The sequence below is a fragment of the Saccharopolyspora spinosa NRRL 18395 genome (assembly GCF_000194155.1).
Lineage (GTDB): Bacteria > Actinomycetota > Actinomycetes > Mycobacteriales > Pseudonocardiaceae > Saccharopolyspora > Saccharopolyspora spinosa.
The window spans coordinates 627,770-648,083 of the sequence record NZ_GL877879.1; the positions used below are offsets into that span (position 1 = coordinate 627,770).

The 20,314-nt window shown below is 65.6% G+C and carries 22 protein-coding genes and 3 pseudogenes; 12 read left to right on the forward strand and 13 right to left on the reverse strand.

What is annotated here, in order from left to right; translation table 11 throughout:
• The first annotated feature begins 46 nt into the window (after positions 1-46).
• Genes SSPN_RS0122085 through SSPN_RS0122095 form a run of 3 tightly spaced genes read left to right on the forward strand, consistent with a single transcriptional unit; the run spans position 47 to position 2,760 of the window.
• Complete coding sequence (locus SSPN_RS0122085) at positions 47-1,495, forward strand: MFS transporter (RefSeq protein WP_010308955.1); 1,449 nt, start codon at positions 47-49, stop codon at positions 1,493-1,495.
• Positions 1,492-2,343, forward strand: coding sequence for an NAD(P)H-binding protein (locus SSPN_RS0122090; protein WP_029535611.1), 852 nt, complete (start codon positions 1,492-1,494; stop codon positions 2,341-2,343). The genes SSPN_RS0122085 and SSPN_RS0122090 overlap by 4 nt, the downstream gene beginning before the upstream one ends.
• A gap of 24 nt (positions 2,344-2,367) precedes the next feature.
• A complete protein-coding gene (locus tag SSPN_RS0122095; protein ID WP_010308962.1) occupies positions 2,368-2,760 on the forward strand; it encodes a nuclear transport factor 2 family protein in 393 nt (130 codons plus the stop codon).
• A gap of 43 nt (positions 2,761-2,803) precedes the next feature.
• Here SSPN_RS0122095 and SSPN_RS44965 read toward each other — a convergent pair whose 3' ends face one another.
• The 3 genes and pseudogenes from SSPN_RS44965 to SSPN_RS55150 form a co-directional block, all read right to left on the reverse strand.
• Positions 2,804-3,031 (reverse strand): imine reductase family protein, encoded by a 228-nt coding sequence (locus SSPN_RS44965; protein ID WP_010308965.1) that lies wholly within the window; start codon positions 3,029-3,031, stop codon positions 2,804-2,806.
• A 575-nt stretch (positions 3,032-3,606) separates the two neighbouring features.
• Entirely contained in the window at positions 3,607-3,732 is a 126-nt protein-coding gene (locus SSPN_RS61740; protein WP_010308979.1) for a hypothetical protein, read from the reverse strand.
• Between the two features lie 246 nt (positions 3,733-3,978).
• Positions 3,979-4,111 (reverse strand): annotated as a pseudogene (locus SSPN_RS55150) (leucine zipper domain-containing protein); the annotation flags it as partial.
• Between the two features lie 432 nt (positions 4,112-4,543).
• Here SSPN_RS55150 and SSPN_RS44980 point away from each other — a divergent pair.
• Positions 4,544-6,316, forward strand: coding sequence for a hypothetical protein (locus SSPN_RS44980; protein ID WP_010308984.1), 1,773 nt, complete (start codon positions 4,544-4,546; stop codon positions 6,314-6,316).
• Between the two features lie 76 nt (positions 6,317-6,392).
• On the opposite strand, the gene SSPN_RS0122130 is transcribed toward SSPN_RS44980, so the two are convergent.
• Complete coding sequence (locus tag SSPN_RS0122130) at positions 6,393-7,055, reverse strand: alpha/beta fold hydrolase (protein WP_010308988.1); 663 nt, start codon at positions 7,053-7,055, stop codon at positions 6,393-6,395.
• 191 nt (positions 7,056-7,246) lie between these two features.
• Positions 7,247-7,723: a MarR family winged helix-turn-helix transcriptional regulator gene (locus tag SSPN_RS0122135; protein WP_010308991.1), complete on the reverse strand. Its 477-nt coding sequence runs from the start codon at positions 7,721-7,723 to the stop codon at positions 7,247-7,249.
• Between the two features lie 205 nt (positions 7,724-7,928).
• Between SSPN_RS0122135 and SSPN_RS51505 the strand changes: the two genes are divergently transcribed.
• Entirely contained in the window at positions 7,929-8,216 is a 288-nt protein-coding gene (locus SSPN_RS51505; RefSeq protein WP_010308994.1) for a carboxymuconolactone decarboxylase family protein, read from the forward strand.
• Between the two features lie 233 nt (positions 8,217-8,449).
• On the opposite strand, the gene SSPN_RS0122145 is transcribed toward SSPN_RS51505, so the two are convergent.
• The 3 genes from SSPN_RS0122145 to SSPN_RS60105 all read right to left on the reverse strand — a co-directional run bounded on the left by SSPN_RS0122145 (position 8,450) and on the right by SSPN_RS60105 (position 10,589).
• On the reverse strand, positions 8,450-9,373 hold the full coding sequence (locus SSPN_RS0122145) for an RNA polymerase sigma-70 factor (RefSeq protein ID WP_010308997.1): 924 nt from the start codon (positions 9,371-9,373) through the stop codon (positions 8,450-8,452).
• Between the two features lie 126 nt (positions 9,374-9,499).
• Complete coding sequence (locus SSPN_RS0122150) at positions 9,500-9,973, reverse strand: carboxymuconolactone decarboxylase family protein (RefSeq protein WP_010309000.1); 474 nt, start codon at positions 9,971-9,973, stop codon at positions 9,500-9,502.
• Positions 9,974-10,298: 325 nt separating this feature from the next.
• Entirely contained in the window at positions 10,299-10,589 is a 291-nt protein-coding gene (locus SSPN_RS60105) for a UTRA domain-containing protein (protein WP_237710803.1), read from the reverse strand.
• Between SSPN_RS60105 and SSPN_RS60110 the strand changes: the two genes are divergently transcribed.
• The 3 genes from SSPN_RS60110 to SSPN_RS57775 all read left to right on the forward strand — a co-directional run bounded on the left by SSPN_RS60110 (position 10,559) and on the right by SSPN_RS57775 (position 12,215).
• Positions 10,559-10,840: a hypothetical protein gene (locus SSPN_RS60110; RefSeq protein ID WP_010309007.1), complete on the forward strand. Its 282-nt coding sequence runs from the start codon at positions 10,559-10,561 to the stop codon at positions 10,838-10,840. The genes SSPN_RS60105 and SSPN_RS60110 overlap by 31 nt on opposite strands.
• A 23-nt stretch (positions 10,841-10,863) precedes the next feature.
• Complete coding sequence (locus SSPN_RS0122165) at positions 10,864-11,829, forward strand: nucleoside hydrolase (RefSeq protein WP_010309011.1); 966 nt, start codon at positions 10,864-10,866, stop codon at positions 11,827-11,829.
• A gap of 95 nt (positions 11,830-11,924) precedes the next feature.
• Positions 11,925-12,215 carry an MFS transporter gene (locus tag SSPN_RS57775; RefSeq protein WP_170121508.1) on the forward strand — a complete coding sequence of 97 codons (291 nt, stop codon included), beginning with the start codon at positions 11,925-11,927 and terminating at the stop codon, positions 12,213-12,215.
• 68 nt (positions 12,216-12,283) lie between these two features.
• Here the strand turns inward: SSPN_RS57775 and SSPN_RS51515 are convergent.
• Positions 12,284-13,123 (reverse strand): annotated as a pseudogene (locus SSPN_RS51515) (IS5 family transposase); the annotation flags it as partial.
• A gap of 499 nt (positions 13,124-13,622) precedes the next feature.
• Here SSPN_RS51515 and SSPN_RS56940 point away from each other — a divergent pair.
• Complete coding sequence (locus SSPN_RS56940) at positions 13,623-13,766, forward strand: hypothetical protein (RefSeq protein ID WP_158309611.1); 144 nt, start codon at positions 13,623-13,625, stop codon at positions 13,764-13,766.
• Positions 13,767-13,784: 18 nt separating this feature from the next.
• Positions 13,785-14,027 (forward strand): hypothetical protein, encoded by a 243-nt coding sequence (locus tag SSPN_RS49155; RefSeq protein ID WP_010309020.1) that lies wholly within the window; start codon positions 13,785-13,787, stop codon positions 14,025-14,027.
• Between the two features lie 362 nt (positions 14,028-14,389).
• Here SSPN_RS49155 and SSPN_RS51520 read toward each other — a convergent pair whose 3' ends face one another.
• Positions 14,390-14,824 carry a very short patch repair endonuclease gene (locus SSPN_RS51520; protein WP_083822190.1) on the reverse strand — a complete coding sequence of 145 codons (435 nt, stop codon included), beginning with the start codon at positions 14,822-14,824 and terminating at the stop codon, positions 14,390-14,392.
• A 157-nt stretch (positions 14,825-14,981) separates the two neighbouring features.
• Here SSPN_RS51520 and SSPN_RS51525 point away from each other — a divergent pair, with 157 nt between their 5' ends.
• Positions 14,982-16,220, forward strand: coding sequence for a DNA cytosine methyltransferase (locus SSPN_RS51525; protein WP_083822004.1), 1,239 nt, complete (start codon positions 14,982-14,984; stop codon positions 16,218-16,220).
• A 114-nt stretch (positions 16,221-16,334) separates the two neighbouring features.
• Entirely contained in the window at positions 16,335-17,108 is a 774-nt protein-coding gene (locus SSPN_RS51530; RefSeq protein ID WP_237710444.1) for a transposase family protein, read from the forward strand.
• Between the two features lie 127 nt (positions 17,109-17,235).
• Here SSPN_RS51530 and SSPN_RS60115 read toward each other — a convergent pair whose 3' ends face one another.
• From SSPN_RS60115 to SSPN_RS51545, 3 genes and pseudogenes are all read right to left on the reverse strand, one after another.
• Positions 17,236-18,069 (reverse strand): HNH endonuclease, encoded by an 834-nt coding sequence (locus SSPN_RS60115; protein ID WP_211301610.1) that lies wholly within the window; start codon positions 18,067-18,069, stop codon positions 17,236-17,238.
• 88 nt (positions 18,070-18,157) lie between these two features.
• Positions 18,158-18,919 (reverse strand): NgoMIV family type II restriction endonuclease, encoded by a 762-nt coding sequence (locus tag SSPN_RS51540; protein WP_010309026.1) that lies wholly within the window; start codon positions 18,917-18,919, stop codon positions 18,158-18,160.
• A gap of 115 nt (positions 18,920-19,034) precedes the next feature.
• Positions 19,035-19,534: pseudogene (locus SSPN_RS51545) on the reverse strand (transposase); the annotation flags it as partial.
• Positions 19,535-20,314 lie beyond the last annotated feature (780 nt).

Below are 20,314 nucleotides of genomic sequence, written 5' to 3' on the forward strand. Positions count from 1 at the left end.
GATGTCTATCTTTGACCGCAGTCGTCGCACAGGACTGGGTCATCTCATGACAGAGAAGCAATCGACTCCCCGCCCTCCCGCCGAGCCGATCGCGGCCGCAGGAGACGAGCGCCGATGGATCGCACTCGCGTTCATCGCCGTGGCACAACTGATGATCGCGCTCGATGCCACCGTCATCAACATCGCGCTGCCATCCGCGCAGGCCGACCTCGGTTTCTCCGACGCGCACCGGCAGTGGGTGATCACCGCCTACACGCTGGCGTTCGGCGGCTTGCTGCTGCTCGGCGGCCGCCTCGCCGACAGCCTCGGGCGGGCCCGCGCGTTCCCCATCGGGCTCCTCGGATTCGCCGCTGCATCGGTGCTCGGCGCCGCCGCGACCAACCTCGAAACGCTGGTTGCGGCTCGCGGTCTGCAAGGTGCTTTCGCCGCGCTCCTGGCCCCGACGGTGTTGTCCCTGGTCGCCACCACCTTCGCGGAACCACGCGAACGGGCCAAGGCGTTCGCGATCTTCGGTGCGATCGCGGGCAGCGGCGGCGCCGTGGGGCTCGTCCTGGGCGGCGTTCTGGCCGAAAACCTCACGTGGCGGGCATGCCTGTATGTCAACGTGCCGATCGCGCTGGTCGCCGCCGCCGGTGCCCGGTACGTGCTTGGCCGCTCTGGGCCGGCTCGCCGGATGCGGCTGGATCTTCCGGGCGCGCTGCTCGCGATCGGCGGCATGACCTCGATCGTCTTCGGGTGCGCGCAAGGTCCCTCGGGCATCGTGCTCGTCGGCGCCGGAACCGTGCTCCTCGCGGTATTCGCGGCTTGGGAAGCGCGCACGCCCGTGCCGTTGCTGCCGCTGCGAATCCTCCGCAGCCGCAACCGGGTCGGCGCTTGCTTGGCCGTCGCCTTCGGGGTCGCCGGAATGCTCGGCGTGTTCCTGTTCTTGACCTACTACCTACAAGAGGTGCGCGGCTACCCGCCGGTCCAGGCCGGACTCGCGTTCCTGCCGCTGTCGGCCGCAGTGCTCGCTAGTTCGCAACTGCTCGCCGCCCGGCTTCAGCCCTACCTGCCGCCTCGGGTCCTGATCGCCTCCGGCCTGCTGGTCGCCGCCGCGGCGCTCGGTCTGCTGACGGGGCTGAGCGCGACGGGTACCTACGCCGCTGACGTGCTGCCCGTCGAAATCCTGCTGGGGCTCGGAATGGGATGCGTGTTCCCGCCCGCGATGAGCGTGGCAACCCACCAGGTCGATCCGCGTGACGCCGGCGTCGCCGCCGCCGTCGTCAACACGGCTCAGCAGGTCGGCGGGTCGATCGGGGTGGCGGTCCTCAATGCGGCCGCTGCAGGTGCCACCGCGGGCTCGGTCGCCGCCGGGGCTTCCCGCGCCGACGCGCTCGTCTCCGGATACACCGCAGCCGCGTTCTGGGCGGCGCTGGCCCTCGCAGCCGGCGCGCTGATCAGCGCGGTGCTCATCAACGCCAAAGCACCCGAGCAACGAGGGAGAGGATCGAAATGATCTTGGTAATGGGCGCGACCGGCAACGTCGGCGCGGAGGTGGCCGGAATGCTGGCGGCTTCTGGGCACCCGGTGCGCGCGATGACCCGCCGGCCCCGCGATGCGCACCTGCCCGCGGGCGTCGAGGTCGTCTACGGCGACACCGCTGACCCCGGCAGCCTCGACGAAGCCTTCCGGGGTGCGGACCGTGCTTTCCTGATGACCGCCCAGCAAATCGGCAGCGCACCGCGCCCGACGCACGACATCAACCTCGCCGAAGCCGCCCGCCGCGCCGGCGTCGCGCGCATCGTGAAGCTGTCGGTCTACGGCGCACGCAGCGGAGACAATGCGATCTCCCGCTGGCACACCGAGGCCGAAGATGCGGTGATCGGCACCGGGATCGACTGCACGATCCTGCGGCCGGGGCGCTTCATGTCCAACGCGCTGCACTGGGCATCCATGATCCGGCACGGCAACGAGGTGCGCATACCGTTCGCCACCAGGCCATCGGCGGCGATCGACCCCGCTGATATCGCCTCGATAGCCGTTGCCGCGCTGACCACCAACGCGCACCGAAACGCCGCGTACCAGCTCTCCGGGCCGCAGGTGCTCACACCGGTCGAAGAACTTGACATTCTCGGCGAAGCGCTCGGCCGCCGGCTCCGGTTGATCGAGCCCTCCACCGAGGAGGCGAAGGCGGGCCTGCTCGCCTCCGGAATGCCACCGGCCGTCGTCGACGAGGTCATCGAGCGCACCATCGAAACCGACGACGGAGCCCAGGTCCTGCCTGCCATGCCGGAACTTCTCGGTCGGCACCCGAACACCTTCGCGCACTGGGCACGCGCCCACGTCAGCGCTTTCACCAACTGAGGAACGAATCACGAGGAGGAAGAAATGTCCACTGAGGATCAGATTCGCCAGCTCGAACAGCGTTGGGTCGACGCGGAGCAGCGCGGGGACGCGGACGCCCTGGCCGAGTTGGCCACCGATGACTTCGTGCTGGTCGGCCCGCTGGGATTCATGTTGAACAAGCAGCAGTGGATGGAGCGCTACCGCACCGGCGACCTCGTCACGAAGTCGCTCGACTGGCACGACGCCGAGGTTCGGGACTACGGGGACTGCGCGGTCGTCGTCGGCGTGCACACCCAGAAGGCGGCATACCGGGGCAACGCCACCGACGGTGAGTTCCGCTCCACCCACATCGCGATCCGCCGCGACGGCCGGTGGCTGCTGGCCGGAATCCAGCTGAGTCCGATCGGGGCGCCGCCGGCGTTCGCCAGGCGGTAGCGGCGGGTGGGAGGAACCCCGTGCCGGGCGGGGTTCCTCGTCGTCACAGCTTCCTGAAGTGCTCGATGAGCCGGGAGTAGTTGGCGTTGGCGCGGCCCGCCTCGATCGCCCTGGAGACCACGGCGACGGTGTAGCCCGGGAGTTCGTCGTCGATGCCCCGCGCCCGGCTCTCGCTGACTAGGTCCTCAGCCGACGACAGGTGGTGTTGCAGCGCCCCGAATTCCACCGGGTACTCGCCGCGATCGACCTCGTCGGGCCGGGACACCGGCATCGGCCGAGATCAGTCCGCCCCGGCCGCCGATGAGTTCGAGCGTCGCACGGTAGCGGTCGTGGGCCGACTCGGCGCCGCCGAAGAACACCACGTCGTCCGGGTGCCCGATTACCTGAGCGATCGTCATGATCTGCCCGTGCAGGTACTCCGCGCCCGCTGAGGTGGGCCATTCCGCGACCGCTCGGGCCTCGGCCGAGGTGCCATCCGTCAGGTTGACCACGGTGTGGCCGGCGAGCGCGTCGCCCGCCGATTCCAGGAGTTCGCGCGCGGTGCTGCTGCCCTACACCGTGACGACGACGAGCGGGCTGGCCGCGACGGCGTCATGAACGGTCGCGGCCCGCTGCGCCCCTTGGCGACCAGGTCGTCCGCCTTCCCGCTCGTGCGGTTCCACACCGCGGTCAGTGTCCGGCGGCCAGGAACGCGCTCGCGAGCGCGAAGCCCATCTCGCCCAAACCGATCACGGTCACCGCCGGTCGGCTATCGATGTTGCTGGTCATGGCTCATGCCCTCGCTCGCCCCAAGATGATCGAGAGCACGCTAGGGACTTCGAGCGAACGCGAGGTCAAGACCCCTGTTCAGCCCGGTGGCGTCAGGCCCAGGGACTTGATCAGGTCGTGGATCTCGGCCCGGTAGAGCTTGACCGGTTCCCTGGTCTGGGGGCCCAGGCGGCCGTAGGTTTCCAGCGAAACCGGCCCGTGCATGCGACGCCAGACGCGCCGGCCGCCGTCGCGGGCTCACTGCGGCAGTTCGGGGAACGACTCGCGGACCTCGTAGGCCAGGCGCGCTTCGAAGTCCGACCAGTCGTGGTCGCCGTCGGCCTGGCGGGTGCCCGCCTGCGGCCAGGCAGCGGCCACCAGGCCGGTGCGGCCAGCGCAAGCCCGGTGCCCGGCCTCGGCGGCGAGCCCGCCGCCGGGCGGTGCCTGGTAGCCGGGGACTGGGGCGCCATAGATCCGCAACCCCACAATCCGGCGCACCACGTGCACGGGCGTGCGCGTCGGGCTGTGATGCGGTCGTGAGCTGCGATCGGCCATCCCCGCCGCACCCTTCGGCCCGGTAGCGCGCAGCCCATTTCCCGGCGGTCTTGGAACGAGACCATGAACATCCGGGCCGCCGAGCGGGCGGGCTCCTGGTCGTGAACGTGGTTACTCGACATCTCCACTCCACAACCGGAGGCCGTCCCCACGCTGTCATTCACGACCGCGTGTCACGCGATCAAACCCAGGACGACCTCCCCGGACACCACAGCTAGGCGCCTGGCGCCGCTGCTGGTTCTCAGGCCGCGCCACCCCGTCGGGGTTCTTGACGAGGCCAGTCCCCGGCCTGGTGAATTGGCATTCATGAGTCGGGGATCCCGGAGGCCAGGCCGTCCGAGGTTCCGCTACCCGCACCGCCACGCAAAATGAGTTCGGAAACAGGCTCTGCGGCGCCTCCAATCACTCACGGGTGATCACGTGCGGAACCTGGCCGTCGGGCCTTGTGCCCTCACCCGGGCTGGGGCCGTAGGCTTCGGGTATGGAGCGCGACCCGGTCAACAGCCTGCTGCCCGAACTGGCCGAGTGGGCTGAGAATCAGGAACAACCGGTGCACGGGAACAGCCACGACGCCGAGATCTTGCTCCGGCTGCTGTACGAGCACGCGGGGCTGGCCGATCTCGCGGAGCTGCGACCGGCGGATCTCGACGAACTGCTGCTGGAGCTGTTCCCCGTCCAGGTCGCCGTCGAGCCGGGCGAGGACCTGGCCGAGGTGATCGCGACCCTCCACGACCTGCTGAGCTTCGCTGGGGATACGGGCCGGATGACTGCGGAGCAGCTCGACGGTCTGCGGCGGAAGGTCGACGAGATCGCGCCGCGGTTCGCCGAGACCGCGATGGACCCGGAGAACTGGGGAGGTGCCCGTGTCCTCGAACAGGCCCTCATGGCCGAGGGCGTCGACCCGACCGACGAGGCTGCGGTGGCCCGCTGGGTCGGCGAGGCCGCCGAATCCCTCGGCGAAGCGCAGCCCTACGACCTCCGGGAAGAGCTCGGGCTGCCCGACCGGCTGCCGCCACTGCGGTTGCCGTCGGACGAAGAGCTCGCCGCCGCGGCGCGGCAAAGCCCGTTGCTCGACCGCGCCCGGCGACTGGCGTTGCGCACGGTCGCCTGCCCGATCAAGGCCGGTGAGCTGAGGGTCGGCGACACCGTCGACGTCGCCGAGGAACTCGGCTTCCCGGTTCCGGACGCGGTGGAAGGGATGGCGGACATCCCGGAGCTGGCGAAGCTGTGGGAATGGGCGGCCGAGCTGGAATTCATCGGCCCCGGAACGGAAGTGGTCGAGTTCGGCCCGACCTTCGAAGACTGGCCGGACGGCGACGACGAAGCGGTGCTGGACGTCTGGGCGGACGCGCTGGGGCTGCTGCTGGAGGAGATCTTCCAGGACGAGTGCTCCGAGCTCGATCTCGACGACGTCGCCTTCTACGCGATGGTGTCGTTGTTCCTGGCCCGCAGCGAAGGCGCGTCCGTGGCGGAGCTGCGGGACGTGATCCGCGAGATCGCCGTGGATGAATCCACTTCGGACGGCGCGTGGGGCTCCTGGGTCCAGCGGTGCGGCGATCCGGCGGAGCGGCTGCTCGCGACCCTGGTCGACTTGGGTGCCGCGCAGGTCGATGAGGGCGTCGCGCGCCTCACCCCGCTCGGCCAGTACACCTTCGGGGGCGCGTTGACCGACGGCGGCGTCGAGGTTCCGCTGCTGCCGCCGGTCGAAGAGATGGGCGCCTTCGACCTGGTGGACTTCGCCAAGGGCGCGACCGACGAGGAGCTGGCCGCCGAGACCGAGGCCTGGTTCGCGGTCCGCGGACCCGTCGCCGCCACCGACGATCTGCTGACCGCCGCGGCTGAGGGCGAAGCGGAAGACCGGATGATCGCGGTCTCCATCGCCGCGCCGCTCGCCGAAACCGCGACGCAGCGGTGGCAGCAGGCGCTGGACGAACCGATGCTGCGGCCTTACGCGAAAGTGATGCTCCACCAACTGGATCCGTCCGGGGAGCTCGAATCGACGGTGACCGACGCGGCACGGTTGCTAACCGACATGCTCGCGGCCGCGCTCGACTCGGTTGACATCGACGAGCTGCCCGAGCTGCTCGCGGAAATGGTGCCCGCCGGGCAGGAGCCGACGATCTTCGAGGAGATGTGGCGCCTGGACCACCCGGCCGTCCGCGACGTCCTGATGCTGATCGGCGACCAGCACCCGGACAAGAAGATCGCCAAGGCCGCCCGCAAGACGTCCTTCAAAATCCCCCCCGCCGAGTGATTTCCTCGAGGTGAGGGGCACCCTTGAGCGGCAGAGTCGCTCAAGGGTGCCCCTCACGCGTCACCGGACCGGGTGGTCAGGCGGCGTCGAGGAGGATCTTGCGGAAGTCGTCCGGGGCGTCGGCCACGATGTTGTGCCCGATCGGCAGCGACCGGACGTGCCACGCCGGGTCCTCCCGCAGGCGCTCGTAAGTCGCGGTGAACGGGGTGTTCTCGAAGTTGGCGAGGTACACGTACTCGCGCCGCGGAACCCGGTCGAGCGCACCGGTGAGCCGGATCCCCTGCACCAGCGTGGCCAGCGGATGCGGCGTCGCCCGCGGGCTCAGCACCGGCAGCGGCGCCACCGAGAAGCCGTCGGCCTTCGACCCGTTCAGGTACCAGTCGTGCCAGACGCCGCCGGTCAGGGAGAACACCGAATCCCCGTCCTGGGGCACGAAAGCGTCGACGTAGACCAGTGACGCGATCCGCTCCGGAACCCGGTCCGCGACGCCGGTGATGACCATCCCGGCATAGCTGTGTCCGCAGAGGACGACATCGCGAAGGTCCTCTTCCGCCAGCAGGCGCACCACGTCGTCGATGTGCGTGTCCAGGTTGATCCCGCCGGTCGGTGCGTCCTGCGGGCCCAGCCCGGTCAACGTCACCGGGTACGCCGCGTGCCCCTCTTCGCGCAGCTCGGCCGCCAGCGGCTCGTACCACCACCCGCCGTGGCAGGCACCGGGAACCAGCACGTAGGTCGCCATGTCCGTCTCCTTCGAGGCCGTCGTGACACCAACCGTAGGAGCCGTTTAGGACGGTATTTGTCCACAAGCGGATTCAGTTGTTTGGGACTGTTCGCCTCGATAGGCGGCGCAAACGGGCCGTTCGCTCCACAAGGCGGGTTCGCCGACCCGGGCTCGTGGATGCTAAAGCCGGTTCTCGCCGGAGCGAGCGCTCACGACGACGTGCCGAACCATCCCGGTACGTCGAGGCGGAACGTCTCTCCGGGTGTCTTGGTGCGCAGGTCCGCCTCCAGCTCGCGGAGCCGCTTCGCGCCGAGGCCCTTCGCCCATTGCGGCCTGAGCTCCTCGAAGATCGCCGCCGAGCGGATGAGCACGTCGACGCCCCGGTCGGTGAGCCGGATCAGCTTCCGCCGGGCGTCGGCGGCGTCGTCGACCCGCTCGACGTACCCGAGGTTCGCCAGGCGGTCCACGGTCTTGCTCGCGGCCTGCTTGGAGATGCCGAGCCGACGGCCCAGCTCGCTGGCCGTCGCGCCGTCGCGTCCGATCGCTTGCATCGCGAACCCGTGCGCCGAGCGCACCTCGGGGTGCCCTTGCGCTGCCAGCTCGGCGTGCAGCTGGTCGATCAGCGAGCGGAATCCCGCGAACAGCAGCAGCGGCAGCTCGAATCCCTGCGCCTCAGGCATCGCCATACTCGACAACATGGTTTACGTTTTCGTCAACCACGTTGTCGATTCTAGGCGCCGGAGGGCGCAACCTGGAACGCGGGAACCTGACGTATTCATCGACCACACGGTGGAGACCGCGCCTGCGGAGTCGCGGCGAGCCATGTAAGCCACGGCCAAGCGCCTGGGCCGCCTGCCCGCCGCGATCGGGCGACTGGCCGAGTCGCCGCACATGCTCGACGGATTCCTCAAGCTCAGCGCCATGTTCGAGGCGTCCACGCTGGACGCGATGGCCCGCGAAGTCGTTATCCTCACGATCGCCACCCGCAACGAGTGCCACTTCTGCGTCGCGATGCACACCGCGAGGCTGACCGAGATGGGCGCGAGCCCCGAGATCATCGCGGCACTGCGTGCCCGGCAACCGCTCGGCGACCCCGTCGGGAGGCGGTCGGGGTGTTCGCGCTCCAGGTGGTGGAGCGGGCCGGAGCAGTGGAAGCCGATGCGCTGCAAGCATTCCTGACGCACGGCTACACGACCCGGAACGCGCTCGAAGAGGTCCTCGGCATCGGCGCCTACACGATGTCCACCCTGGCCAACCGGCTCGTAGACGCGCCGCTGGACGAACAGCTGAAGCCATTCGCCTGGTCGGCCCCAGCGGTGACCGCACGTCGGTGCACGCCACGACCTGACCGTCGCAGGTGCAGGCCACCTGCTCTAGGTGCGGCGTGCAGCTGGTCGATCGGCGGGCGGAGGTCAGTTCTGCTCTCGACGGGCCTGCTTCACCTCGCGGTCGATGGCCCATGCGTCGGCGACCGGCCCGATGTGGCCGAGCTTGTCGGGATTGATCACCGTGCGGATGTTCTGGATCTGCCCGTCGAGCACATCGAGGATCATGGTGTGGAGCACCTTGCCGTCCCGGTCGCGGAAGATCGCGCCGGGCTGGCCGTTGACCTCGTGCAGCTCGAACGACACATCGATCCGGATCATCAATGGGAAGATCGCGCCCAGCACCCGGGCCACGTTCTGCGCGCCCACGACGGCCTTGGCCAGCTGAGGGCTCTTGCCGCCGCCATCCCCGACCAGCTGCACATCGGCTGCCAGCAGATCCTGCAGCCCGCGCACATCGCCGTCCTTCAGCGCGTCGAAGAACCGCGTCGCCAGCTCCTGCCGCACCTGCCGGTCCGCTTCGAACCGCGGCCGCCCGGCCACCATGTGCCGCCGCGCCCGCACCAGCAGCTGCCGGCATGCCGCCTCCGACCGCCCCACCGCTGCGGCGACCTCGTCGAACCCGAAGGCGAACACATCCCGCAACACGAAAACCGCCCGCTCCAGCGGACTGAGCCGCTCGAGTAGCAGCAGCGCCGCCATCGACACCGAGTCGGCCAGCTCCGCCGACCGGCCCGGATCCTGGTACGGATCGCTGAGCAGCGGCTCGGGAAACCACGGGCCTACGTACTCCTCACGCCGCACCCGCGCGGAGCGCAGCACATCGATCGAGATCCGCGTGACCGCGGCCGACAGAAAAGCCTTGGTTGACGTGGGCCGGGTCGACGAGCCGTCAAAGCGCAGCCACGTCTCCTGCACCGCATCCTCGGCCTCACCGACACTGCCCAGAATCCGATAGGCGATCGAGAACAGCAGCGGCCGCAGCTCCTCGAACTCCTCGACCTTGCTCACGCCGACTCCACTCCCTTCGAACCGCTCCCGTCCGGCGACCTCGCGTGATCATCCGGACCGCCGCCAGGCTGGCGCAACATCTGAGTCCGGGGCCCGCAGCCGGGCCCCGAGCCAACTGCTGCCGTTTCAGTGGAACTGCCCGGGCTCGTAGTTGCCGGCCGGCTGCTGGGTGATGATGTTCAGCCGATTCACCGAGTTCATGAAGGAGACCAGGATCACCAGGGCGGTGAGCTGCCCCGCGTCGTAGTGCTTGGCGGCGCGCACCCACACCTCGTCGCTGACCCCGCTGGCCGCATCCGCCACCCGGGTTCCCTCCTCGGCCAGTTCCAGCGCGGCGCGCTCGGCCTCAGTGAAGACCGTGGCCTCCCGCCACGCCGCGACCAGGTTCAGCCGCACCGACGTCTCGCCGGCAACGGCGGCCTCCTTGGTGTGCATGTCGATGCAGACGGCGCAGCCGTTGATCTGACTCACGCGAAGCGCCACCAGTTCCTGCGTCGCGGCTGGCAGCGGCGAGTCCTTGAGCGCCTTGCCCGTCGACATGACGTACTTGAGGACTTTGCCAGCGGTCGGGTCGGCGAAGTAGTCCAGTCTCGCGTCCATTGGTGTGCTCCTCTGCGGTCGTCAATGGCTACACCCCTTGAGACGGGGTAGTCCGACGCCCTGTGACATGGACAAATGTGACCTGCGTCTCTCGATGACTGTCTCTGAACCCGTGTTGCGTAGCGGTGCGGGTCGCGGAACCTCAGGCGCCGCTTGGACTCCGGGATCCCCGACTCATGCAGGTCCAACGGGGGCTGTCCTCGCCAAGAGCCCCTTCGGGCAGGCACAGCCTGAGAACCCGCGGCGGTGCCGGTTGCGAGGGTGGGCAAAGTGCCTCCAGCGCTTCAAAGACACAAACGTGGATTCGAGGACAGGCACTTGGTGCTCAGCGGGTCAGCAGCGAGGTGACCTTGACCGCCGTGCTGTTGATCCTCGTGTCGGAGTACTCCACGGCCTGCCTGTCGCGGGTGTAGGTCACCTGCTCCAGGTACAGCACCGGCGTTCCGGGCGGGACTTCGAGGGCTTCCGCGACGTCCTCGCGGGCGGGCTCGGCGCTGAAGGTCCGCCCGGCCCTCCGCGACCGGCAGGCCGTAGGACGCCTCCAGCACGTCGAACAGCGAATTCCGCTCGAAATCGACGTTTTCGATGCCAGGGCAGAAGATCCGCCCGAACCCAGTTGGCGAGGTGGGCGAGCGGCCCCTGCGCGCCCCGGAAAACCCGGACCAGCTTCAGCCTGGGGGTGCCGGGCGGCGCACCGAGGAGGGCCTGCACGGTCATCTGCAGGCCCTCCAACCGGGCGCCGATCACCTGGGCATCCAGTGCATACCCTTGCGGGAAGTCCTCGGACAGCGAGTGCAGCCGCTGCGCGATCCGCGGCTCCAGCACCCCTGCGGTGACGAACGTGCTGCGGCCGCCGGTCTGATGTGAACAATGGCCGCATTGGAGACGTCATGCTTGAGCGCATCCCATTGGTGATCGACACCGACACGGCGCAGGACGATTGCATCGCCCTGCTCGCGGGCCTGCTCGACCCCCGAGCCGACCTGCGCGCAGTGACGATGGTCGCCGGCAACGTCGACTTCGGCCACCAGGTCCGCAACGCGTACCTGACCTGCAACGTCGCCGATCGCCTCGGCGATGTCCCGATCTTCCTGGGGTGTCGCCGCCCGATGGTCAGGCGGTGGGAGAGCGCGGAGAACGTGCATGGCGACGGCACGGGCGGACTGACGATGGACCTGGCTGGCTGCGACCCGGAACCCGAGCACGGAGTGGACGCATTGATCCGGCTGGCCGAGGAGAACCCCGGCGAGCTGTCGATCGTCGCGATCGGTCCGCTGACCAACATTGCGACCGCAGTGGTGAAGGACCTGGACTTCGTCCGGAACGTCAAAACCCTTTACGTGATGGGCGGTTCCAACAACGCCCGTGGCAACATCACCGCAGCCGCCGAGTTCAACTTCTATGTAGACCCTGAGGCGGCGAAGACGGTGTTCGCGGCGGGCTTCGAAATCGCGGTGGTCCCGTGGGCGCCGCTGACCCTGGACCAGGCGGTGTTCGCGCAGCCCGCGCTGGACGAGATCGCGGCGCTGGGCACCCCGCTGTCGGACTTCTTCACCCGGGTCTGCGCGGCGACGCTGGAATTCGACCGCAGCGTCGGCATCGACGGCACCACCCACCCCGACTCGCTGACGGCGGCAGTCCTGCTGCACCCCGAGCTGATCCGCCGCAGCGCCCGCTACCACGTAGACGTCGAGACGGCGGGCGAGCTGACCCGCGGCTACGCGGCGATGTCCTGGGGAGTCCACGGCCTGGCAGCCAACGCGACGGTGATCGAGGAGATCGACGCCGAAGCGTTCTTCGACTACATCAAGGGCCTGCTGGCCACGAAGACCACCCCGGCCCGCGAAATCGCCTGACTGCGCGCTTCAAGAGAGAGCGCTGAGAGACTGCAACTGCCCCGCCGCGTGTCGCGGCCCGCCCGCCGCTGGTGCTCACGCCCCTGCTGGTGGCGGTGGCCAGCTTCCAGATGAACGCGACCATGCTGTCGCCAGCCATCGACAGCATGAGCAGACGTCGGCACGTCGTCCTGAGCGCAACGGTGTTCCTGTTCGTGGCGGGCCTGGCAGGCGTGATACTGCCGCGCTACAGCGACATCCTCGGCCGCCGTCGCTCGCTGTTCGGCTCGATCGCGGTGACGGCTATGGGCAGCCTGATCGCCACGCTCGCGCCGAACGTCGAGGAGCTGATGGTCGGCCGGGGCTGCAAGGTGCTTGCGGCGCAAAGATTTCCCTCGGCATCCTGACGCTGCGCGACATCCTTCCGACCAAGGTGCTCCGGCGATTGGATCATTTGAGGCGGCGGGTGGGGGGTGTCCCAGCGGTAGAGACTTCTGGCGCGTTGGATGAGTCGACGGACTGTGACGATGGCGGCGGCGACGTAGAGGTAGAAGTCGACGATGGCGCCGTTGCGGTCGGTGCAGCGCAGCAGTTTGCCCGAAGTTGTTTCATCCACGAGTGCGTTCGCTCCACCACCCCCTCTTGCCGGCCTGGATCGGCGCGGAAACGCCTTTGCGGGCGATCACACGGGTCAAGCCTTGTTCGCCGAGCAGGTCCCGCGTTTTGCCTGCGTCATCACCGCTGTCGAGATGCACGCGGGTGTGTGCGCGGGCAGGCCTCCGGCGGGCAGGTCGGCGACCTGCTGGCGGGTCTGGGCCAGCGTGGGTTCCAGCAGTGGTGAATCGTGCCGGTTGGCGCCGGCGGTGACGATGCCCAGCGGCACACCGGTTCCTTCGGTGGCGGCGGCGCGTTTCAGCCCGGCTTTACGGCGGTCCACAGGAGACGGTCCGGCTTTCTCACCACCGCAGGGGGCTTTGGTGATGTACCCATCCACCGCGATCTCGCCTAACTGCAGGCCGATCATCCTGTCGAAGGCGGCCAGGCACACGGCATGCAGCTTGGCGGCGATACCCGGCTTGGCCCACTCGGCGAGCCTGCGGCGGATCGTGCGGTCCATACACTTCTCGGTGGCGATGCGCTCATAGACCGAGCCCATGCACCAAGGCGTCGATGATGTGCTCGACGACCACGCGGTCGGGGATACGCCTGCGGTGACAGCCCAACGGACGCTTGGGATCGAAGTGGGTCTGTCGGGCAGTAGCGCGGCGAATGGGACCCAGACCGGCTCGATGAGAGAGGACGGCAGCACGGGCATGGTCGTTCCTTGTGATCACGAAGCGCCAGCAACTTCATGATCACCTGCGGCCGTGCCCGTCCTGCCGGCACCCCAGCCAAAGATCAACTTTCCGGGCCTATTGCCGGAGCCTCTTCGCAGTTCGGCCGCTACCTGGGATCCTGACGGCGGTGAACAGCGGTGTTGCGGGAGTGGACACGCTCCTGGGCGACGTCATCACGGACACGATCGGCTTCCGCGGCATCTTCGGCTTCACTTCGTCCTGGAGGTGATCGCGGTGGCGGTGATCGCGGCCTGGGTCCCGGACTCGGCGCGCACGGTCACCCGAATGGACTGGCGGTGATCTGCCTGGCCCCGCTGGGTCCGAACGCCTGGCTGACGCTCGGCCCAACCGCGGGCGGGTTCGCCCCGTGGCCGCTGACTTGCCTAGCGACGGGCCTGGTGCTGCTCGTGTTCTGGCTGGTGGAGAGGGGACAGAACGACCCGCTCCTGCCACTACCGGCTGCGCGGCCGAGGTGTGTTGGGCCTGCTGCTGCCGACGTTCTGCACGATGGCGTCGATCTTCGCGGTCCTGACGTTTGTGTACCCAACGCTGGCCCAGAACGCGACGGCGGGCTTCGGCTACGACGGAACGACAACGGCCCTGATGTTCCTGATGCCCTAGGCCCTGGCAGGCTGGATCATGGCGCCTCTAGCGGGATCGCTGGCCCCGAAGATCGGCTACCGAAACATGCTGTGGATCGGCCTGGTGGGCAACCTGGCCCTGATCGCAGCAACGGTGTTCGTGGTGAACTCTCCGTGGCTCCTGTTCATCCTGGTAGCGCTGATGGGAGTGTCGTACAGCGCCTGCGTAGCAACGGCCCTGAACGGCATGTGTGTCCTCTATGCCCCAGCGGAATCCTCCCAAAAATCCTGCCCGGCCTAAACGCAACAATGCTCAACCTCGGAGCGTCCGTGGGTATCGGAGTCCTGTCTGTCCTGGTAGCCCCGAACCCCGGACGGAACAACAGAACCGGCGGGTTTCACAACGGCCTTGGTCGTAGCGACGGTGACCTCGGGGGCCGCATTCTTGTTGTCCTACGTGCTACCCGGTAGGAAGGGCGTGACCGAAAGGTGTGAGAACGCCTCGCCCTCTACTCCCATGTTCTCCCTGCGGGAGGCTGCAGGTCTGGAGATCAGAGGTGTGCTCCGCGAGCGCACGGAAGTTCTCGACGTCGGAGAAGTGATTGACCTTCTTTGTGGTGGTAGTCAGTCGACCTCCTAGCTGATCAAGAAAACACGATCGTGTCAACCATCGCAGCAGCTTCCTGGCGTAGAATCGACTACATGTTCGATAACTGCTCGTACGCGAGCCACGGCGTCCGTCAGAATCTCATGTTCCCAGATACGCACGACTTGCCAGCCAGCGTTCGCGAGAGCTTGATCCGCTCGACGGTCTCGTTCGACATTCCGCCGTAGCTTGGGGCTCCAGTACCACTCATTCCGTGTGGGCTGGCGGCCATGTTCTGGGCATACGTGCCAGAAGCAGCCATCTACGAACACAGCGACCTTGCGCCGCGTGAAGACGATGTCAGGGCGTACCCGTACACCGGTGGGTAGGTCTAATCTGTGGTCTTTGCGATACCGGTACCCCTGCCGATGCAGCTCGCTACGCAGAGCGACCTCGGGCTTCGTGTCTGATCTGCGGTTAGCTCGCATGTTGCGAGATCGGCCGTCATTCATCGCGCCGGGGTAGCGCTGCTGGCGCCCCTCCGGCCGTTGCCGTCCGTGGTCACCGTGCGACGTGGCGTCCAACAACCAACACCATCCCAGACTCTGCGATCCGCGTAAGGCAAGATACCTGCATGTTCCCGCGCAGCGCAGACAAGGAGGAGCTTCGATGAGCAAGTTCGAAGTGGTCGAGATCTGTGCTGGCGCCGGCGGTCAGGCACTGGGACTCGAGAAGGCAGGCTTCGAGCACGCCCTCGCAGTGGAACTTGATGGCAACGCCTGCAACACGCTGCGTGCCAACCGATCCACGTGGAAGGTGGCCGAAGGAGATGTTGCCGACCAGTCTGTGTGGCACCCGGCTGACTACAGCGAGGTGTCGCTGCTCGCCGGCGGCGTACCGTGCCCTCCATTCTCAATTGCCGGCAAACAGCTAGGCGCGAACGACGAGCGCGATCTCTTCGCTTGGGCTGTCGAACAAGTCTCTGTCGTGCAGCCTAGGGCGCTTCTGCTCGAAAACGTGCGTGGTCTTAGCATGCCACGCTTTGCAGGTTACAGGCAGCACGTCCTTGATCGTCTGGCCGAACTCGGCTACGTGGCTGAGTGGCAGCTTCTACAAGCCTCCGACTTCGGCGTTCCTCAGCTACGACCCAGATTTATTCTAGTGGCATTGAAACCGGAAGATGCACCGTACTTCCACTGGCCAACTCACGTGGGTGAGCCGCCGACTGTAGGTGAAACGCTGCTAGATCTAATGGGGAGCAATGGCTGGCCTGGAGCCAAGGCGTGGGCTAAGCAAGCCAACAAGATCGCTCCTACCATTGTCGGCGGTTCCAAAAAGCACGGCGGTGCCGACCTGGGGCCGACCCGCGCGAAGCGCGCATGGGCTGAAATGGGCGTAGACGCGCTCGGAATCGCAGATGCTGCTCCATCGAACATTGATACGTTCGCGGTTGGGCCAAAACTCACCTGCGAAATGGTTGCGCGCATCCAAGGCTGGTCGGATGAGTACCAGTGGGAATTCACAGGTCGTAAGACGTCTTGCTACCGTCAAATCGGAAACGCGTTTCCTCCGCCGGTGGCGCGTACTGTTGGCGATGCCATTATCGACGCCTTTCAGCATAAAGGAGATCCGCGGAAACTTGAAACATCGGATCATGATCCGGTGTACAAGGCGCTCCGATCTTCGCATGATTTTACGACCCCTGAGCGTCTAATGAAAGCGGCCCAGATCTCTGACTGCGCCGAGTTTGAGCGCCGAATCGGCTTGCTAAGCCGGGACTTTGAAATCGAGATTAAAATTCGCGGCAACAAGTCTTATTATAAACTGGGGAGTTTTAAGGCATTCGTCGGGCAGGATAACCATGATAGACACGATCTGTTCTTGAAGCGCAGAGCGCTTATAAGTTGAATGACGCGGATTTTATAAATTCAGAGCGCTATTCTAGCGACTTGATCACCTAAAAATAGGGCAACGGCCCCAATCGAGTAAGATCGTTTTCTTCTCACAGAACACGACTTACAGGTGGAGCCGTTGCGTTACCAGTCTACTACGGGGCTTGTTGCTGACCAGATTGAGGAGTTTGTTGCCCGGATCTGGCAGATCGTCCAGTGCCGTAAAGAACAAGTGTGGCCTCCGACGGTGGGGCTGTATCGCGCGGTCACGCTCACCCTGGTGTATGTCCGACAGAATTTAAACCAGGCGGCCGTGGGTGATCTGTTCGGCGTCAGTCAGCCGACCGTATCGCGGGTCTATCGAGGCATACTGCCGCTGATCGGAGAGGCGTTGTGTCTGCATGTGCCAGACCTCGAGGAGGCCATTCGTGGCCGGCTCGTCCTGGTCGATGGCACCGATGTGCCGACCGGTAACCGTGCTGGTCACGAGGACAACTACTCCGGCAAACGTCGCCGTGCTGGGCTGAACATCCAGGTCGCCGCCGATACGGAGGGAGGTCTGCTGGGAATATCGACGCCTCTATGCGGATCCATGCACGACCGAAAGGCGTTCACCGAGTCCGGCTGGGAAGATCTTCTAGTCGAGACCTCATTCATCGGAGACCCTGCCTATCAGGGAACTCGCGCGATTACGCCTCGCAAGAAGCCGAAAGGCGGCGAACTCTCGGCGGCAGATAAGAAAAACAACAAAACGATCTCATCGCTACGATCTGCCGTCGAGCGATGCCTCGCACATTTAAAGAATTGGAAGATACTTGCCACCGGGTACCGAGGGCGGCTCGCTGAACTCTCCAACATCATCCGCATCGTCACGGCGCTCGAATTCTATCGACTCGGCTGGTAACTCACGTGAATAACGCTCTCAGTTCTTGTGTATGAGTCTGGGTTTGGATTGTAATGTGTGAAGCAGTAGCCGCCCGGGTGTTGTACATGTGTCTGAAGTAAGTTGGGCGGCTTCTCCGCTAGCTTGCTTACTTCTGTCCAACCATAGCACGTAATTTGACAATTAGGCGTTCGCGTTCTGTTTTGGAAAGCTGACGGGTCGTTACGTAAGCAGCCTCGACCTCCGACCTTCTTCTGCCGTTTTCGAGCCACTGCAGCAGCTCGCTCTTATCGGCGCGCTTCATGTTTCGGATGGACGGCATGACTTCGGGAAGTGTGACGGGATCAGGAATCTCATCCCGTGCGGTCTCATTGCAGCGTGCGCACTCAGCCTGCAGTTCGTCAACAGTGGCGGCGCTCGTTGCCCTCTTGCTGGGAATCCTGTGGCCTATTGTCATTCTGGCCTTCTTTTCAGGAAGATCTGGATAAGGTTCACCGGCGACAATTCCACATATTGCGCAAATTCGGCTGTCTCGTTCCAGTACCTTTCGTCGAGTACTGTCAGAAGGGAGATCTTTCTGTGGGCGAGGCAAGTCAGTGCCTGGATGCCAGCCAACCCTATTGACGCGGTACTCGTTGTGTGCAAGTGAGCCGTCATCTCTTTGCGACGGTATCTCCCACCCGTCGCGGTTGCGAAGTGTCCGAAGCCGACAATTCAGGTGCTCGGCATCGTCGGGGATCTCGTTGTTACCGAGTGCAACGCGGAGGGCTCGCATCGTAAAGGTCTCGCCGACCTGGCGATTGAAGGCTAGCCAGGCGGCAATCTTTTGCTCCGCGCCAAATCGCTGCCTACTCCTGCCCGGAGCGGTCGTGAGTCGCCACCAGAGTTCGCCGTTGGGGGCGTATGCCTCCGGTGGATATTGGTCCGGAGATGTCTCCCAAGTTACTTCCATCCTGGCCTCTCCATATGTTCGCAGCTGCATGGGCGCGGGTCCGCACAACGAAGAGGGTACCGGGTTTACCGTGCCCGCAAGTGGGCGTAGGTTACCAAGGGTCGCTTTTAGTCGCCCTTCACCATCGAGCCAATGTCTTAGCCAACGTGCTATACGGCAGGATCCTGTGTTGCCCCACACACTCCTTCCATGCGGCTTTTTGATCTTCGTTTGCAATATTTGAAACAGCTTTATCCAGTTGCTCGTAAGTGATGTGGTAGACAGCATCGACTTCGCCAGTACCACGCGCGATTGACGCGAGGCGGCTGGGAAGGGGCTCCGCTGTTACGGCAACGAGGTGCGGCTGGCGCCCGCGCCGGTGTCTGGTCATTTGGCTGTATTCATGGCGAATGTTTTGGACACGATCCGATCGAATGGTCCATTTGCAGGACACTGCTGCATGAAGAAAAGAAGGCGACCCCAAGACATCGAGATCCTGCAGGGCAACTGTGACGTCAGGTCGGATCAGGTAGTCGCGACCAATCGTTATCCGCAGCTCTGGGTTTTCCTGAACTAGTGCGTCCACTGCCTTGAGGTGAGTGTACTGGGCGAACTCGGTAATGAGGGCTCCGTTTCGAACTTCCCAGTGACGCCCCACATCGAGTCGCGGTAGTTCGTGTTTTAAATCTGTTTCAACGCATTGCTCCAACGGGCTGCCCGGACTAGCAGGTACCTTCGACGGCACCCCAGACATTACTCCAAGTGCATCGAGGACACCGGCGGCCAGTCGGAGCGACTCAGCGCTGTCTACGTCCGCGCTGTTGGGGACCAAGCTCCAGCCGAGCTTGTTCTTTCTGCTCGCCTTCCAACCCAGTAGCTGCTTTGCGAAGTATGCCGTCACACTGCCTAGCCTAACCAGAACCCAGACGTGTGATCAACGTTGCTGAGCCAATTTTCCTAGTTCGCAAGCTGTCAGATGTGCTAATCACCTTACCGGTTATGGAATTCTAGATGTGGTCCGGAGTGGGTGCCAGCAGTGGGGAGTCGTGGCGGTTGGCCCCGGCCAGTTCGCGCCCGAGCGGGATGCCGTAGCCCTCGACCAACAGGGAACGTTTCATGCCTTGTTTGCGTCGGTCGACCGGAGAAGGTCCGGCGATCTCGCCGCCGCCAGGGGCTTTGGTGATACACCCGTCGACGGAGACGTCTTCCAGCAGGAGACCGACGATGCGGTCGTAGGCCTCCAGTACGATCTGTCTGAGCTGGGCGAAGACACCCAGCTTGATCCATTCATCGTGGGGTTGCGGATGGTGCTCGCCGAACAGGTCGTGTCGGCAATGCCCTGGTAGGGACAGCCGAACCGCAGCACTTGCAGCAGTTTGTCGAACACGATTCGGTCCGGGATGCGGCGGCGGTGGCAACGCAGCGGACGCCCAGTGGCGAACTTAGGCCGGGCGGGCAACAGCGCGGCGAATTGGTCCCACAAGGGGTCAGTAAGCCATGATGGAACGGCAGGCACGGTCTCTCCAGTGATCACGGGGCGTCAGCAACCTCATGATCACCGAGGCCGTGCCTGCGTCACATCCGGGCCGACTCCGCCACCCCAATCTGCGCGACTCCTAAGTCCGGTTCGGGTAGCTGCCAGGAGGCCCGGTAGCAGACTGGGGCGTTGTGGGGAAACCTGTGGGGTCGAACCAGTATCGAAAGCCCTTGGTAGGGGGGAGCGACTGAGCGGTCCGTAGCGTGAGGCGAAATCTGCGGCGTCGTTACTCATCCGCCAATGAGGGTGGTGGCAGGGAGCGGCGATCCCTTCGAGATCGGGGTGAACGCAATGGAAGCGGTGTAGGTCCTGGATTGCAGCCGTGAGGGACTCCCCGGCGTATGGGGCGCGGAACGTTCAGATAGTGGCGGCGGGAACTGGGGAGGCAGGGAACGTCAAAGTCTGTGATCTTCGCGTGAAGCCGGGCGTCTGGCCTGCAATGATGCGAGTTTCTACACCAGCATGATCGCAGCGCGAGAGGTCACCGTTGTCAATGTCGCATGTCCGGGAGTCGCGTTCTCCTTTTGCCGGTGGATCGGGTGCGTCGATGATGTCGGAGTTGCTGGTGTGGGCGCACTGGTGGAGATGCTGGGTAGGGTGCCTGATGGGCGCAAGCCGCGCGGGGGGCGTCATCGGGTTGGTTCGGCGCTGGCGGTGACCGCGTTCGCGGTGCTGGCCGGGGCCCAAAGAACCGGGAAGTCGGGGACCAGGCCGCGGACCTGCGGCAAGAGTTGTTGGCGCTGCCGCCGAGTGCCCCGG

Excerpts from the sequence above, each read along its gene's own strand:
- SSPN_RS0122085 (WP_010308955.1), top strand. The coding sequence starts at position 47 with ATGACAGAGAAGCAATCGACTCCCCGCCCTCCCGCCGAGCCGATCGCG.
- SSPN_RS0122090 (WP_029535611.1), top strand. The coding sequence starts at position 1,492 with ATGATCTTGGTAATGGGCGCGACCGGCAACGTCGGCGCGGAGGTGGCC.
- SSPN_RS0122095 (WP_010308962.1), top strand. The coding sequence starts at position 2,368 with ATGTCCACTGAGGATCAGATTCGCCAGCTCGAACAGCGTTGGGTCGAC.
- SSPN_RS44965 (WP_010308965.1), bottom strand. The coding sequence starts at position 3,031 with ATGCCGGTGTCCCGGCCCGACGAGGTCGATCGCGGCGAGTACCCGGTG.
- SSPN_RS61740 (WP_010308979.1), bottom strand. The coding sequence starts at position 3,732 with ATGCACGGGCCGGTTTCGCTGGAAACCTACGGCCGCCTGGGCCCCCAG.
- SSPN_RS44980 (WP_010308984.1), top strand. The coding sequence starts at position 4,544 with ATGGAGCGCGACCCGGTCAACAGCCTGCTGCCCGAACTGGCCGAGTGG.
- SSPN_RS0122130 (WP_010308988.1), bottom strand. The coding sequence starts at position 7,055 with ATGGCGACCTACGTGCTGGTTCCCGGTGCCTGCCACGGCGGGTGGTGG.
- SSPN_RS0122135 (WP_010308991.1), bottom strand. The coding sequence starts at position 7,723 with ATGGCGATGCCTGAGGCGCAGGGATTCGAGCTGCCGCTGCTGCTGTTC.
- SSPN_RS51505 (WP_010308994.1), top strand. The coding sequence starts at position 7,929 with ATGCTCGACGGATTCCTCAAGCTCAGCGCCATGTTCGAGGCGTCCACG.
- SSPN_RS0122150 (WP_010309000.1), bottom strand. The coding sequence starts at position 9,973 with ATGGACGCGAGACTGGACTACTTCGCCGACCCGACCGCTGGCAAAGTC.
- SSPN_RS60110 (WP_010309007.1), top strand. The coding sequence starts at position 10,559 with ATGCCAGGGCAGAAGATCCGCCCGAACCCAGTTGGCGAGGTGGGCGAG.
- SSPN_RS0122165 (WP_010309011.1), top strand. The coding sequence starts at position 10,864 with ATGCTTGAGCGCATCCCATTGGTGATCGACACCGACACGGCGCAGGAC.
- SSPN_RS49155 (WP_010309020.1), top strand. The coding sequence starts at position 13,785 with ATGGCGCCTCTAGCGGGATCGCTGGCCCCGAAGATCGGCTACCGAAAC.
- SSPN_RS51520 (WP_083822190.1), bottom strand. The coding sequence starts at position 14,824 with ATGAATGACGGCCGATCTCGCAACATGCGAGCTAACCGCAGATCAGAC.
- SSPN_RS51525 (WP_083822004.1), top strand. The coding sequence starts at position 14,982 with ATGAGCAAGTTCGAAGTGGTCGAGATCTGTGCTGGCGCCGGCGGTCAG.
- SSPN_RS60115 (WP_211301610.1), bottom strand. The coding sequence starts at position 18,069 with ATGCAGCTGCGAACATATGGAGAGGCCAGGATGGAAGTAACTTGGGAG.